The 15471-nt window shown below is 58.0% G+C and carries 12 protein-coding genes; all 12 read right to left on the bottom strand.

The window, feature by feature from the left end:
* Window positions 1-65: 65 nt before the first annotated feature.
* A complete protein-coding gene (locus tag U738_RS04205) occupies window positions 66-1187 on the bottom strand; it encodes an ABC transporter ATP-binding protein (protein WP_035577623.1) in 1122 nt (373 codons plus the stop codon).
* A 232-nt stretch (window positions 1188-1419) separates the two neighbouring features.
* Window positions 1420-2298, bottom strand: a complete 879-nt coding sequence (locus U738_RS04200; RefSeq protein ID WP_009287309.1) for a carbohydrate ABC transporter permease — start codon at window positions 2296-2298, stop codon at window positions 1420-1422.
* Window positions 2291-3217: a carbohydrate ABC transporter permease gene (locus U738_RS04195; RefSeq protein WP_035577620.1), complete on the bottom strand. Its 927-nt coding sequence runs from the start codon at window positions 3215-3217 to the stop codon at window positions 2291-2293. The genes U738_RS04200 and U738_RS04195 overlap by 8 nt, the downstream gene beginning before the upstream one ends.
* Window positions 3218-3310: 93 nt before the next feature.
* Window positions 3311-4570 carry an ABC transporter substrate-binding protein gene (locus U738_RS04190; RefSeq protein ID WP_035577618.1) on the bottom strand — a complete coding sequence of 420 codons (1260 nt, stop codon included), beginning with the start codon at window positions 4568-4570 and terminating at the stop codon, window positions 3311-3313.
* Window positions 4571-4681: 111 nt separating this feature from the next.
* Window positions 4682-6184 carry an ATP-binding protein gene (locus U738_RS04185; protein ID WP_035577616.1) on the bottom strand — a complete coding sequence of 501 codons (1503 nt, stop codon included), beginning with the start codon at window positions 6182-6184 and terminating at the stop codon, window positions 4682-4684.
* A 5-nt stretch (window positions 6185-6189) separates the two neighbouring features.
* On the bottom strand, window positions 6190-6915 hold the full coding sequence (locus U738_RS04180) for a response regulator (protein WP_035577614.1): 726 nt from the start codon (window positions 6913-6915) through the stop codon (window positions 6190-6192).
* Window positions 6916-7033: 118 nt separating this feature from the next.
* Entirely contained in the window at window positions 7034-7831 is a 798-nt protein-coding gene (locus tag U738_RS04175) for a Cof-type HAD-IIB family hydrolase (RefSeq protein ID WP_035577612.1), read from the bottom strand.
* A 124-nt stretch (window positions 7832-7955) separates the two neighbouring features.
* A complete protein-coding gene (gene nagE, locus U738_RS04170; protein ID WP_092490859.1) occupies window positions 7956-9671 on the bottom strand; it encodes an N-acetylglucosamine-specific PTS transporter subunit IIBC in 1716 nt (571 codons plus the stop codon).
* Between the two features lies 1 nt (window position 9672).
* On the bottom strand, window positions 9673-12306 hold the full coding sequence (gene ptsP / locus U738_RS04165; protein WP_035577609.1) for a phosphoenolpyruvate--protein phosphotransferase: 2634 nt from the start codon (window positions 12304-12306) through the stop codon (window positions 9673-9675).
* A gap of 55 nt (window positions 12307-12361) precedes the next feature.
* Complete coding sequence (locus U738_RS04160) at window positions 12362-13381, bottom strand: SIS domain-containing protein (protein WP_152561124.1); 1020 nt, start codon at window positions 13379-13381, stop codon at window positions 12362-12364.
* A complete protein-coding gene (nagA, locus tag U738_RS04155) occupies window positions 13381-14484 on the bottom strand; it encodes an N-acetylglucosamine-6-phosphate deacetylase (RefSeq protein ID WP_035577605.1) in 1104 nt (367 codons plus the stop codon). The genes U738_RS04160 and nagA overlap by 1 nt, the downstream gene beginning before the upstream one ends.
* A gap of 8 nt (window positions 14485-14492) precedes the next feature.
* Window positions 14493-15227, bottom strand: coding sequence for a GntR family transcriptional regulator (locus U738_RS04150; RefSeq protein ID WP_035577602.1), 735 nt, complete (start codon window positions 15225-15227; stop codon window positions 14493-14495).
* Between the last annotated feature and the right edge of the window lie 244 nt (window positions 15228-15471).

Genomic DNA, 15471 nt, shown 5'->3' with positions numbered 1-15471 from the left:
TAAAAAGAGGCCCCCTGCTAAATCAGCAGGGGGCCTCTTATTTCAACAAGCTCATACGCGGGCGCTTAAGCAATACGCTGCTCGGTCTCCGCATCAAATAGAATCGCGCGGCCCATATCAACACGCAGCGCTAAGCGCTCCCCCGCCGTTACCGCGCATTTAGGCCCAACACGGGCGGTAACTTCCTGTTCGCCCAGGGGTAACCGCAGCAAGATATCCGCCCCGGTAGGTTCTACCACCGCCACGCTGGCGCTGAGCAGCGTTCCTTCGGCTTGGGAGGTTAACCGCTCATCCTCTTCGCTGAAGTGCTCCGGGCGCAGGCCAAGAATCACCGGCTGATTCAACCGCTCGGCCATGTCTGGTGCGATACGCGCTTCTGGCCAGGGCAGCACCAGTTCCTCCTCCCCCGGTGTGGCAATTCGCAGTTGATAACCGCCATTGTTATCTTCCAAAGAGGCGCGAATAAAGTTCATCGACGGCGAGCCCATAAAGCCGGCCACAAACATATCCACCGGGTTGTTGTAGACCTCATCCGGGGTGCCCAGCTGCAGAATATGGCCATCGCGCATCACTGCGATGCAGTCTGCAAGGGTCATGGCTTCGACCTGGTCGTGGGTGACGTAAACAATGGTGGTGCCCAGGCGCTGGTGAAGCTTTTTGATCTCGGTGCGCATATCCACGCGCAGTTTTGCATCCAGGTTTGAGAGCGGCTCATCAAACAGGTAGACCTTTGGCTCCCGGGCCAGCGCACGCCCCATGGCTACCCGCTGACGCTGCCCGCCGGAGAGCTGTGCAGGCTTGCGTTCCAGCAGGTGAGTGATCTGCAGAAGATCAGCCACCCGCTCCACGGCGGCTTCCCTCTCGGCTTTGGGCACCTTGCGCATCTCAAGCCCGAAGCTGATGTTCTGGCGGACGGTCATACTGGGGTAAAGCGCGTAGGACTGAAACACCATGGCGATATCCCGATCCGCGGGGGTACGCCAGGTCACGTCTTCACCATCGATATAAATATTGCCAGAGGTCACCGGCTCTAGCCCGGCAATGGCATTCATCAGCGTGGACTTACCGCAGCCCGAGGGGCCAACCAGAATCAGGAACTCGCCGGAATCGATCGAGATGCTGACGTCTTTGAGCACCCGCTCGCTACCGAACTCTTTGCGCACGTTGTGGATTTCTAACGCTGCCATAATGAAAATCCTATTCTAAAGCGACTGACAAACTCCATTCATCTGGGTTGGTCAGAAGCAGCCCTCCGCGGGGGCGCTGTGAACCCTTCCCTGGGCGCTACTTTCGCCATCTGACCGCCACGGATGGCGGAAATGCCGGAATTGTTGGGAACATTTTCCGGCCCTGGCGAAAGACCCCCGCTACGGGCTGCTTCTGACCTTCTAGATATGGTTGCCACTCACCTAGTTGTTATTAGCCTTTAACGGAGCCCGCAGTCAGCCCGCGCACGAAGTATTTTCCCGCCAGCACGTACACCACTAGAGTGGGCAGCGCGGCAATCATCGCCGCCGCCATATCCACGTTGTACTCGCGTACACCAGTGGAAGTATTCACCAGGTTGTTTAGCGCCACGGTAACGGGCTGGGTGTTATGGGCCGAAAACGCCACGCCAAACAGGAAGTCGTTCCAGATTTGGGTGAACTGCCAGATCACCGAAACCACGATAATGGGTGCGGAAACCGGCAGTAGAATGCGCCAGAAGATGCGGAAAAAGCCCGCACCATCCAACTTCGCCGCCGATACCAGCTCGTTGGGGATACCCACGTAGAAGTTGCGGAAAAACAGCGTAGTAAAAGCGATGCCAAAGACCACGTGAACCAGAATCAACCCGGCGCGGGAGCTGGAGATACCCAGCCAGCCGAGGGTTTGCGCCATGGGCAACAGCACCACCTGGAAAGGAATAAAACAGCCAAACAGCATTAGCGCGAAGACTAATTCAGAGCCTTTGAAGCGCCATTTGGTCAGCGCATAGCCGTTAAGGGCTCCGATAGTGGTTGAGATCAGCACCGCTGGAATCACAATCGCAAAGGAGTTCCAGAAATAGCCGCCTACGCCATCACAGCGCATGCCGGTACAGGCTTCACCCCAGGCTTTTGTCCACGGCGCGAAAGTGGGATTTTGCGGAAATGAGAGCAGCGACCCGGCGCTGATTTCGCTCAGCGGCTTCACCGAGGTCATCAGCATGACTACCAGCGGGAGAATATAGAACAGCGCGGCGAGTATCAGCACGCCGTAGAGCAGGCCACGGCCGAGCCGCGCAGCGGGCGTCTGACGACGAATCACATTAGCCATGCTTGCGGCTCCTTAATTCGGAGTAGAGGTAAGGAATCAAAATCGCCAGCACGCCGCCCAACATCAGCATAGCGCTGGCGGAGCCCAAACCTATCTGCGCCCGGGTGAAGGCGTGGGCGTACATAAAGGTGGCGGGTAAATCGGTGGCATAGCCAGGCCCGCCGCCGGTGAGCGCAACGACCAGGTCAAAGCTCTTGATCGCAATATGGGCCAAAATCATCACGGCGCTAAACACTACCGGACGCAGGCAGGGCATCACTACGCGCCAATAAATCCGCGGTAGGCTAGCGCCATCTAGTTGCGCGGCTTTGATAATGCTGTCGTCGATACCCCGCAGCCCGGCTAAAAACAGCGCCATCACAAAGCCTGACGCCTGCCATACGGCGGCAATCACCAGGGTGTAGATGGCCATATCCGGGTCGACAATCCAGTCAAAGCGAAACGACTCAAAGCCCCAGCCCTGAACCATCGCTTGAATGCCCAGCTGCGGGTTGAGCAACCATTTCCACACCACACCGGTAACGATAAACGACAGCGCCATAGGGTAGAGGTAGATGGTGCGCAGCGCGCCCTCCTGGCGAATTTTCTGATCGAGCAAAATCGCCAGCAGCGCACCAATCACCAGGCAAACCGTTACGAACAGCACACCAAAAATCATCAGGTTGGTTGAGGCGACCCACCAGCGCTCATTGGCCATTAAGCGTGCATATTGACCAAAGCCGACAAAGTCATAGCTGGGCAGCATGCGCGAGCTGGTTAGCGAGAGCACGAACGTCCACAGCATGAAGCCATAAACAAAGAACAGCGAAATGGCCACTGATGGCGCCAGCACCAGGCGTGGCAGCCACGCCTGCAAACCGCCGGATGGCGTCGTCCGCTTAGCGCCAGCCCCTAAAGGCGTCGCAGAGGTATTTTTCATGGGGAGGGAATCTCTCATGGAGAAGTATCCTTGCCAAGCAACGAAGGCGCCGCCGTTGCAGCGGCGCCTGAAGAACGCTAACGCTAGAAAAGCCTAGAAAGAGGCCGCTTCGGCAGCGCTCACCATGCGTTCTGCCGCTTCTTCAGCAGGCATATCGGCGTCGTTGAAGTAGTTGGTAACCACATCAAAAATGGCACCCTGTACATCCGCACGTACGGCCATACCGTGAGCCATACTCGGAACTAGGCCACCCTCTTCGGCGGTGCGCTGAAAATCAGCCAACGACTGCTGGGCACAGCTATCGAATTCGCTCATGTCCAGATCAGGCCGCGCAGGAATCGAGCCTTTGGCAAGGTTAAACGCTTCCTGGAAAGTAGGCTCAAGCACCAGACGGGCTAACGCTTGCTGCGCCTCGCGCTCCTCGTCGTCGGTGACGCGGAACATGGCCAGACTATCGATATTGAAGGTGAACGCATCTTCGGTGCCCGGCGCTGCGGCACAGAGGTAATCTTCCCCGGCGGTCAGTCCAGCCGCAGTGAACTCACCTTTGGCCCAATCGCCCATGAGCTGAAACCCAGCCACTCCTTCAATCACCATTGCCGTGGCAACATTCCAGTCGCGCCCAGGCATGCCTTCATCCATCAGCTCGCGGGTACGTTTGAAGTCTTCAAGGGCATCGATCATTTGTTCGCCGCCCAGGGCTTCAGGGTCTAGTTCTACCAATGCCTGCTGATAAAACTCGCTACCCTGACCACCTAACAGCACGCTTTCGAAGACCGTAGCGTCCTGCCAGGATTGGCCGCCATGAGCCAGCGGTACGAAGCCCGCTTCGCGGATAGCCTCGCCTGCCTCGAACAACTCATCCAGCGTGGTGGGCATCTCAACTCCAGCCGCTTCGAGCACTTCGGGGTTGGCCCACAGCCAGTTTACCCGGTGCACGTTGACGGGTACCGCCACGTATTGGCCGTCGTGACGCATGATATCGGCCACGACTTCCGGCAGCAGTTCATCCCAACCTTCCGCATCGGCAACGCCGTTCAGGTCACCGAGCAAGCCAAGCTCACCCCACTCCTGAATCTCGGGGCCTTTGATTTGGGCGGCGGAGGGCGGGTTGCCCGACATGGCACGGGATTTAAGCACCGTCATGGCGGTTTCACCGCCGCCGCCTGCCACGGCGAAATCTTGCCAACCGTAGCCTTCAGCTTCCATTAACTCTTTAAGCACGTTGGCAGCGCGAGCTTCACCACCAGAAGTCCACCAGTGCAGCACTTCAACTTCATTCGCTTGAGCGGTGGTGGCTAGCGTGGCACCTGCCAGAGCAAGCGCGAGGGTCGTTTTCTTTAACGTCGACATGGAGTAACTCCTTATATTGTTATTGTCCTCTCGGACGTTCGACATCCAAGAGGTTACGCCAAGGTGAGCGTCAACGGGAGTTACCGAGTACTGCATAGTGTTGGGGTTTTATTACAAACCTGTAATAGTTTCCTGGCGGGGTAGCGAGAGAGTCACCACCAGCCCACCATCAGCATGGTTGGCGAGCGTGATATCGCCGCCATGGGCACGGGCAATATGCCGAGCAATACCCAACCCGAGGCCGCTACCACCCGTGTGTCGACTGCGTGAGGGCTCCAGGCGCACAAAGGGCGAAAACACCCGCCCCAATTGCTCTTCGGGTATACCTGGGCCGTGGTCACGAATACGCATGGTGACAACATTACCGTGATCGATTAGCTGCACATCGGCCTGCTTGCCATAGAACACCGCGTTCTCAAGCAGGTTTGCCAGGCAGCGTTTAAGCGCTACCGGTTTGACAATCAGCGGCGCGATAAGAGAACCACTTTTAATCTCAATAGTGACCTTACCCCCCTGAAGGCTAAGCTCTTCGGCCAGCTCTTCGAGCAGGTGTGTTAGATCAACGGGCTCGGGCTCTTCATGCAGGTCTAAGCCTTTTACCGAGGCCAAGGCACCTTTAACCAAGCTATCCAGCTCATCCAGTGAGGCGCAAAAACGCTCGCGCTGATAGTCGTCATCGAGCATCTCGGCGCGCAGGCGCATGCGGGTTAAGGGGGTCTTTAAATCATGGGAAATCGCCGAAAACAGCCGTTCGCGCTCCTCAATCTGCTCACGAATACGCCGCTGCATACGATTGAACGCTGCGGCGGTGGCGGCAACCTCCTTAGGGCCGCTCTCCCGTAGTGGCGGCATATCCAAATCATCGCCCAACTGATTCGCTGCCCGTGAAAGCCGCGCCAATGGTCGGGTCACGCTGGTAATTCCTAACAGCGAAAGCGCCAGCACACTCAGCAGCACCAGCAACCCGACCAGCAAGCGCTCCTCAGAAAGCCAGCGATAGCCGCTGAAAATATCGGGTACGCCCAGCAGCGTGGCCACATACAGCCAGGTGCCTGGGGCAAGCTCCAGTTGAACCACTAGAATTGGCGGCGAGAGCGGTTCCATCAGCAGGCTGTGCTGCCCCCAGCGGGGCGGCAGATCGTAAAGCAGTACTTCGTTATTGAGCACTCGCAGGTTTTCCGGGCGGGAGAACTCGACAATCACGTCGTCAATATTGAGCTGCTGGGTGAGCACCGAGCGCACATTGTTCACCACCACCTGTTTTTCCGGCCCCGAGCCGATATCGTCGATGGCCAGCCTGCGTTCGTTGACGCTAACAAAAAAGCGCGTGCCGCCCATATTACGCAGCTGATCCAGCACGATGTGGCGGTAGTCAACGGGCAGTGAGCGGAAAAACTTCATGGTGGAGGCGATGCTAAACGCCATATTGGTGGACAGCTCATCAAGCTGTGCCAAGTGGCTGGAGCGCACCTGGGAAGTCCAGATCGCGTAGCTGGCCCCTTGGGCGACCAGCACTCCGGCGATCATAATGATCACAAAGCGCCCGCGCAGGGATGCTGGTAACCAGCGGGCCGCTCGTCGTGATAAGCGTCGATGTATTTTTGCCCACTCCATGCGTCTCACGTTAATGCGTCTACCTGAGCGGTTAATACGTAGCCCGCCCCGCGCACCGTACGAATCAGTTGGGAGTGCTGGGCGTCTTCCCCCAGCCGTTGGCGCAGGCGGCAAACGTGGACATCAATGGAGCGATCAAGCGGCGGCGCGTCCCGCCCACGGGTAAGCGCGTAGAGATCATCCCGAGTGAGCACCTTCGCCGGATGCTCTAAAAACACCTGCAATAGCTGAAAATCAGCCCCTGAAAGCGCGGCGCGCTCGCCCTGCAGGTCAATCAACTCACGGGTCATTCGGTCGAGTTGCCAGTTACCAAAACTGACCCAGCGTGCCTGCCCAGCGGGCAGCTCAGGCGGTGCACAGCGGGTACGCCGCAGCACCGCTTTAATCCGCGCCAGCAGCTCACGGGGATTAAACGGCTTGCCCAAATAGTCATCAGCGCCTAGCTCAAGGCCAAGAATACGGTCGGTCTCATCGGCACTGGCGGTCAGCATAATAATCGGTACATCGCTGTGTTTTCTAACGTCGCGGCAGATGGTAAAGCCGTCATCTCCCGGAAGCATTAAATCGACAATCAGCAAGTCAGGTGCATGTTCAGCGCGCAGAACATGCAGCGCTTCGGCACCCTCCGCCGTCAATACCCGGTAGCCATGACGCCCCAGGTAGTCCGCGAGCAGTTCACAAATTTCCGGATCATCGTCGACCACAATCAAGGTAGCAGGGGGTGTCGTCATCGCAGCAGTTGTCGCCCTACATTGTTGTCGTTTTATTGGGCTTTGATGATGATCGAGGGGCCAAGCAGTAGCAATACCGCTACGACCAAGGTTGCATTAGATTAATGTTCTTCGACGCTTAAAGCCCAAACCGCTGCTTAAGCCACTCGGCAACGGCAGCTTCACCGTGGTGGCCAATGCGTTCAGCGCCTGAGAGACGATCAAATAGTGCCGGGTGGGCATTAGCCATTACCTGGGCCTCCCCTGCTAAATCGAGCATTTCTGTATCGTTAAGGTTATCGCCAAACGCTAAACAATCTGCGGGCGTTAAGCCCAACCGTTCCAGCAGTGATGACAGCGCCACACCTTTGTTGACCCCGCCGGCCATGATTTCCAGAGAATCAATGGTGGAATAGGTAATATGCAGCCCGTCGCCGTGGGCCTCTTGTGCCTGGGCTTCTAGCTGTTTTAGCGCGTTTGGATCGCCTAGATAGAGCACTTTGCCTACACCATTAGCGTCCATTTGCGCGGGGGGCACGACTTCATAGCCAAACCCTGTGGAGGCGTGAAGTGATAATAAGTGCGGGGCCTCTGAATCAATATGCCAACCGCTTTCGCGATAAAGGTTAAGCCGCACTTGAGGCGGGCGCGGAAGATTGATCAGCGTCTTGGCATGTTCAGGCTCAAGGTGATTAGCCGCCAGCAAGGCATCTTCAGGATCGTGAACATAGGCACCGTTAGTGCTGATCAAGTGCGCAGGAATATCCAACTGATCACGAAACACCTTCATATCGTAGTAGTGGCGGCCAGAGGCGAGCGCGACATGATGACCTTGCTTCACCAATGCTCTGAGCACCTCTACGGTGCTTGCGTGCAGCGTGTGGTCGCTTCCTAATAGGGTTCCATCCAGGTCAGAAACAATTAAGCGAGGTGTCATAGCGCGCTCCGTGAGTGTGGATGTTTTAGCTTAACCGATTGATTCCTCGGACGCCTAGCCGCAACCGGCTAGGACGCCAGGCACAATGGCCACTCCACCTCGCGGGTTCGGCCATTGGGCAACATCAATGGGATGACAGCCCCAAGGCTACCGCCTTTGCTTGTTCATCCAAGATGACATGAATCACGCCTCGCTGCAGCCGCTGCACGCCGTGGGCTCCCAGGCTAGCCAGGGCCCTCTCGTCTAGCATAGAGACATTGGTTAGTTCCAAGCGCAGCCGCGTGGATGCCACCGCCGTCGCACTATGCACATTGCTCTCGCCGCCCAGCGCTTGCTGCCAAGCCTGACGACGCTGAGGTGTTAGGGGCTCTATGGCAGCTACAGAGGACGCTACGGCATTAGACGGCCCTGGTTCGGCAAGTTGCTCCGGTGCCTCACCAGTGGCGCTTAGCGCAGCGCGTATATCATCAACTACGGCGTCGGCGATAGGCCCTACAATGACCTGAAGTCCACCGCCCTGAAGGCGCAGGAGCCCTCGTGATCCCAGCGTCTTGAGAGCCGCCTCGTCGATAGCATCAGGGTTGTCCAATACTAAGCGGAGACGAGTAGTACAGGCGCCAACGCTTTGCAGGTTTGCTGCGCCCCCCAGAGCGGCAACGAAGGCAGGGCCTCGCTCACTGGGAGTAGCTTCTGCCCCAACGGGTGCTATTGTCTCTGGGTCACGGCCCGGCGTTGGTAGGTCGAAGCGCACAATCGCCCAGCGAAATACTGTGTAGTAGATGCCAGCGTAGACCAACCCTACCGGCAACATCAGCCAGCCGTTGGTAGAAAGACCGTAGGAAAGTGCGAAGTCGAAGGCCCCAGCGGAAAAAGTGAAGCCCAGTTTAACGTCAAGCCAGTGCAGCAGAGCTACTGAGATACCGGTCAGCAAAGCGTGCATGACATAGAGCAACGGCGCCAAAAACATAAAAGTAAATTCAATGGGTTCGGTGACGCCGGTCAGAAAAGCGGTCAACGCCAGCGACAACAGCAGGCCACCTACCTGGGCACGTCGCCCTTTCGGTGCGGCGTGGTACATGGCCAGCGCTGCGGCTGGCAGGCCGAACATCATCACCGGGAAAAAGCCCGCCATAAAGCGGCCTGCGGTAGGATCACCTGCGAAGAAGCGATTAAGATCCCCGCTAACTACCGCCCCAGATGCCGTTTCAAAGCTGCCAAAAACAAACCATACCAAGCTGTTGAGCACATGGTGCAGACCAGTAACGATCAGTAGCCGATTGAGCACTCCATAGACGAATAGCCCTAACTCACCAGCATCAATGAGCCATTGGCCCAGCAAATCAATACCGTGCTGGATGGGAGGCCAGATAGCCCCGAAGGCGAACCCCAGAACCACAGCGGCAAGGCCGGTGACAATAGGCACAAAGCGCCGCCCGCCGAAGAAAGCCAAGTAGTCTGGCAGTTGGATTGCTTGGTAGCGGTTATAAAGCAAGCCCGCCACGCTGCCGATGATGATGCCTGCCAGCACACCCATATTAATCTCTGGATTAAGAGAGTTCAGCACGGCATCTAGAACCAAATAACCAATGACACCGGCCAGACCCGCTGCGCCATTGCTGTCATTGGCAAAGCCCACCGCCAAACCAATGGCAAAGATCAGCGCTAAATTGGCGAAGATCGCCTCACCCGCACTAGCGATAAAGGCGATATCGAGTAGATCTGGCTGACCTAAACGTAATAGCAGACCAGCAATAGGCAGCACGGCAATCGGCAGCATCAGGGAGCGGCCAAGTTGCTGTAGACCGCCCATCAGACGGGATCCCAGGGTCATGACAGGCATATCAGCACCTCGTGAGGGGAGTTGTTGTTGTGGGAGTTGTCGTTGTGGAACTTGTGGCTAATGGAGCTGCATCGTTAAGCGCCAACAGCTCGCCGAGGCGCCGACGCACCGCGACAGCGTCGTGAAGAGCCAGTAACTCGGGGAGCTTGGCTGCCAAGACGGCGGTGTCCAGACGGCGCAAAGTAGCCTTCACCGCCGGTATTTGTGCAGGCTCTACTGAGAGTTCATCGACACCCAGGGCCACTAGCAAAGGAGCGGCCAGTTCGTCACTGGCAGCACTGCCACATACGCCGACCGAGCAACGCCCCTCAGCGCCATCGACCGTCGCTTGGATCAGACGCAGTACCGCCGGGTGGAGTACATCAGCCCGGCTGGCAAGCGCTGGATCTTCACGATCCATGGCGAGGGTGTACTGGGTTAAGTCGTTGGTGCCAATGGAGAGGAAATCGGCCTCGTCGGCAAGACTGGCAGCGCAGAGTGCGGCGCTGGGCACTTCGATCATGGCCCCTAAACGCGGCCGTTCACTCAGCCCTAACTCAACGGCCAGCGTCTCTAAACGCTGGCGCACTTCGCGTAGTTCGGAGGCCTCGCTCACCATAGGCAGCATGATATGCAGCGCTTTCAACGGGGTAACACCCAGTAACGCTCTTAGCTGTGTCTCCAAAAGCTTGGGCTGGCTTTGCCAAAGGCGCACACCGCGTACTCCCAACGCTGGATTAGGCACATTTGGCAAACGCAGATAAGGAAGCTGCTTGTCGGCGCCAATATCCAGCGTGCGAATAATCACTGGTTTACCGTCTAAAGCCTTTAGAGCGGCTTGATACTCTTTACGCTGAAATTCCTCGTCCGGGGCGCTATCTCGCTCTAGGAACAGAAACTCGCTGCGTAGTAGGCCTACGCCATCAGCGCCTGATGCTGCCGCTAGGCGCGCCTCCTCGGCGCCACCAATATTAGCGCGCACCTCAACAGTACGTCCGTCTAAGGTAATGGCTGGCTCATGAGCTGCGGCCCGCGCCGTTTCGGCTTGCTGTCGGCGAACCTCAACCCGGTCAGCCATCTCGGCCTGTTGTATCGGCGTTGGCTTCAGCGCCAAGCAGCCGTTCTCGGCATCTAGAATGACGCTTTCAAGGGAGGCCTCATGAGCTGCTTCCAATAGCCCCTGCCCCATGGCCACTAGACAAGGGATACTCCGTGCCCGCGCCAGAATAGCCACATGAGAAGTGGTGCCACCGCCAGCAAGACAAAGCCCAGCGGGGTGCTGGTCAGCCACGGCCACCAATTCCGAAGGGGTTAAATCCTCCGCCACCAAGACGGCGCCTTCAGGCAGCTCAGGAGCTGCCTCTTGATGGTCGTTACTCAGCGCCGCCATCACACGTCGTTGCAGGTCACGCAGATCCGCGACGCGGGCGGCCATCAAGTCATTACCGCTAGCGACAAGCCGCTCGGCTTCAACGTCTAACGCCTCGCGCCAAGCTTGGCCAGCACTGCGGCCATCACCAATACGCGCCTCTGCCGCTGCTTCTAGGTTCGGGTCTTCCAACCAGGCGCCATGGGCGGCGAAGATTTCCGCCTCCGCGACCTGCCCTTGACGTGTTGCCTGCGCCTCTGCCTTTGCTAAGTCTTCGCCGATACGGTTCAGCGCCTGTTTAAGGCGGGGGGACTCTACGCTTTCACCTTCCCCGTCATAAGGCACGCTAGGCAGTGGCGGTCGGTAAACTATCAGCGGGCCAGTCGCCAAGCCCTGACTGGCGATCAAACCGGCCAGCTCTCCTGCTCCAAGTTCTTTCTCAAGCTCTTTCTCAAGTGCTTGGGTCGGTACCGCCGGGGTTGTGCCAGCAGCGTGCTCCTCGGCTTCGGGAGTAGTCAGCAACGCTTCAGCAGCGTCCAAAGCGACTTCCCCCCGAGCTCCCTGGGCAATCAGACGCAAAGGGCTGCCTGCGACTAAGCCAAGGTTCATTAGCGCACTTAAGCTTTCAGCATTCGCGCTAGCACCTTCTGCCGCTGGTTCACGGTGCACTTCCAAATTAACATCGTGCTCCCGTGCGATGGCTCTTAGCCGCGCCGCAGGACGGGCATGCAGCCCTGCCGCGAGAGCAAGCGTTATGCAACGCTCCACTAACGGGCCTTTGGTCGTTGCGGCTTCGCCCTGCTCCGCTGAGGTGCGCGTAAGCACCATCAGCGTTTCGCCTAGGGCAACTCGCTCCCCCTTCGCATAGCGAAGCGGCAATAGGCGCCAGCCAGCGGTTTCGGTGACCACTATGGGCGTGATCAGCGCAGAGGCGCCTAGCGCCAATACATCGGCGTCAAAACGGCACAGCGGCTCACCGGCGCGGACTTGGTCACCCACCGTCACCAATAGTTCGATGCCCCGGCCCTGTAATTCAACCGTGTCCAGTCCCAGGTGAATCAGCAGCTCTAAGCCAGCGTCGGTTCGTAAAGTCAGGGCGTGGCGAGTGCGGGCACATTGCACTACCTCTCCGTCGCAGGGAGCATGCAGGCACTCGCCGAGGGGGTCGAGGGCAATGCCCTCGCCTAGCGCTAAGCCAGCGAAAACAGGGTCAGGCACCTCGTTGAGGGGGATCACCACCCCCTCTACGGGGGCCAGTAGGGTTAGGGTTTGACTTGCATCGGACATGGGAAGACTCCCGCTTTGTCTTTGTTATTAGCTATCAGCTATCAGCTATCAGCTATTAAAGGGTGCAGGTGACCTTGTTAAGGTGCCGGGGTCGATCCGGGTCACTACCCCGGGCCGCCGCTAGGGCTGCCACCATGACGTAGAAGCTTTGGATGACGGACAGCGGCTGCAGGTCGTCGTGGCCCGCGTCCACCAACGTTAGTTGGCGTTTAGCCACGCTCGCATCAGCCGCCAGTAATACCTGCGCCCCGACGCCCTCTAGCCATTCGGCCAGCGTTAGCAATCCGGCCTGCTCCGGGCCGGGCGGCGCGAGTACCAGCACTGGGTAGCCAGGGCCTATCAATGCCATCGGGCCATGGCGAACTTCTGCTCCGCTAAAGGCCTCGGCCTGAATGGCACAGGTCTCTTTGAATTTAAGCGCCGCTTCTTGGGCAACCGCCAGCCCGGCCCCCCGGCCAATGACCATCATCCTGTCGGCTGTCTGAAATGCCTCTACCGCAGGCGTCCAATCTTGCTCAAGCGCTTTTTCCAGGCGCTCTGGCAATCCCTCCAGGGCGGTTAATAAGCTGCGATCCTCGCTCCAGTGACCCAGTAGTTGAGCCATGGCAGAGAGGGTCGCTAGGTAACTTTTGGTGGCCGCAACGCTCTTTTCTTCCCCGGCATGGAGAGGGATCTCAGTGTCACTGACTGCACCCAGCGGCGACCCCGCCGTATTGAGCAGCGCCAACGTATGGGCACCGCCGGTCGCTAACGCCTGCTGGGTAGCAATCAAATCAGGGCTCTGCCCTGACTGGGAGACCGCCAGGGCCAGATGGCCACTAGCCCGCCAAGGGGCCTTGGCCAGTGTCGTCAATGAAGGCGGCAGCGAAGCCACCGGTAGGCCGCGTTGCTTCATGCACAAGTAGGCAAAGTAACTAGCGGCATGGTCGGAGCTCCCGCGGGCCACGGTTACCGCTGAAACCGGCGGCGACTGACGCAGTTGCTGGCCCAAATCAGCCATCATGGGTGCATTTCGCCGCAGTTGACTCCGGATAATTTCCGGAGCGCTGCGGGCTTCATCGAGCATCAGGGACATCAGGCATCTCCGTGGATAAAGCGGCCCTCTACGAAGACCGCTTGAAGTTGGAGTTGAGGGTCAAGAACAACCAGATCAGCCACTGCGCCTTCCGCAAGGCGACCAATATCGCCAAGCCCCAGAAAATCAGCGGGAATGCGGGATAGGCGGTCAGAAGCCTCAGCCAGCGAAAGTCCGAGGCTTACGAAGTTACGCAGCGCTTGATCCATGGTCAGCGTGCTACCGGCCAAGGTGCCATCGGCCAAACGTACCCCACCTAAGCATTTGGTGACGGTCTGCTCACCCAGGCGGTAATCGCCGTCAGGCATGCCAGCAGCAGCGGTGGAATCAGTCACCGCATAGAGATTAGGGATGCAGCGCAAGGCAGTAAGGATGGCGCCAGGGTGGACATGCAGCAGGTCGGGAATCAGCTCGGCATACTGGGCATGGGCCAACGCGGCTCCGACCATACCTGGCTTACGGTGGTGCAGGCCGGTCATGGCATTGAATAGGTGGGTGAATCCGCAGGCACCATGAGCCAGAGCCTCGACCCCTTCTTCATAGCTGCCTAGGGTATGCCCCAACTGCACCCGCACGCCTCGATCGCTAAGGTGGCGAATCAGTGCCATATGACCGGAGAGTTCTGGAGCGAGGGTAATCAAGTGAATCGGCGCCAGATTACAAAGCTCGTCTAGCTCCTCGATCAACCCAGTCCGGGCATAGGATGGCTGGGCACCTAACTTACCAGGGTTGATATAAGGCCCTTCCAGATGCACGCCCAGTACTTTGGCTGCCAGAGGTGCGGGTGCCTGCATATAAGCTGCGATATCCCGTAGTGTCCTTCTGATGTGGTCGTCTGGCGCAGTCATGGTAGTGGCAAGCAGCCGAGTGGTTCCGAAGCGAACATGGGTGCGGGCCAAGGTAGCCAGTGCCTCGCCTCCCTCCATAACATCAGCGCCACCGCCACCATGCACATGTAAATCGATAAAGCCGGGGAGTATGCGAGGATGATCATTGGAATCAGGGTCTACCGGCTCGCCGCTGATACGCTTGATACGCTCCCCCTCCCAGTGAATCTCGCCCAGGCGCCAGCCCTCGGCGGTCAGGATATTGCCAAATTGCATAACGTTTCCTAGCGAGTCAGTTCGACCATAAAGTCGTAGTAATCGGTGCGGCAGTAAGTCACCGTAAGCTCTGCTGGCGTGCCATCGGCCAGATACCCTAGCCGAGTGATCTTAAGCAACGCCTGCCCCTCGGGCACTTCGGCGAGCACCGCTAGCTCTGCGTCAGCGTTGATGGCGGTGACATGCTGCAGGGCTCGAGCCATTGACTTACCGCTGGCTTCCAGTACCGCATAGAGAGACGTTTCTACTGATTGAGGATCGGGCAGCACCGATACAGGTAGGCAGCTATCCTCTACCGCCATCACCACCTCATCAGCCAAACGTAAACGCTTAAGGCGCGCCACCTGGGCATCGGCACCCAAGCCAAGACGCATACTCTCTTCCGCGTTGGGAGTTGCCAGCCTGCGCTCTAACCATTGAGAACTTGGCGTAAAACCACGCTGAGTCAGTAGCTCGGTGAAACTCACCAATCGGGTTAACGACTGATTAAGTCTCGGCGTGATGAAGGTGCCAGAACCACGGCTACGGCGAATGAGCCCCAGCTCAGCCAAACAATCCAAAGCCTTGCGCGCGGTAATACGCGAGACATTGAGGGTATCGGCCAAGCTCCGCTCTGAAGGCAGCGCCTCGCCGGTCTCCCAAGCGCCTGTCTCGATGGCATGCTCCAACTGACGGGCTAACTGCTGGTAGAGCGGTGTCGCTCCCTGCGGGTCAAGGCGCAGGTGGGTAAAGCGTGGATCCATGGATATCTCCGTACGACAAACAATACCAATTGAATACCAATATAGACATAATTCAATACCAATCAAGTGCCAATTAACAACTACCACAACCGAATAGCCCCACTCCACTCTGCCCACAGGGTAATTACCCAGCTAACAGGGAAGATGTAGGTTATTGATAAATCGAGAACAAAAAGAACTTCACATAGCGACAATTGGCGCAGCCTGCGGGAATCCGTATAGTGGCACCCTAACTCTCGCCAAC

Source organism: Halomonas sp. TG39a (assembly GCF_000744395.1).
Lineage (GTDB): Bacteria > Pseudomonadota > Gammaproteobacteria > Pseudomonadales > Halomonadaceae > Vreelandella > Vreelandella ventosae_B.
The sequence above is the reverse complement of the archived record's forward strand: the minus strand, read 5'-3'. Positions and strand labels throughout refer to the sequence as shown.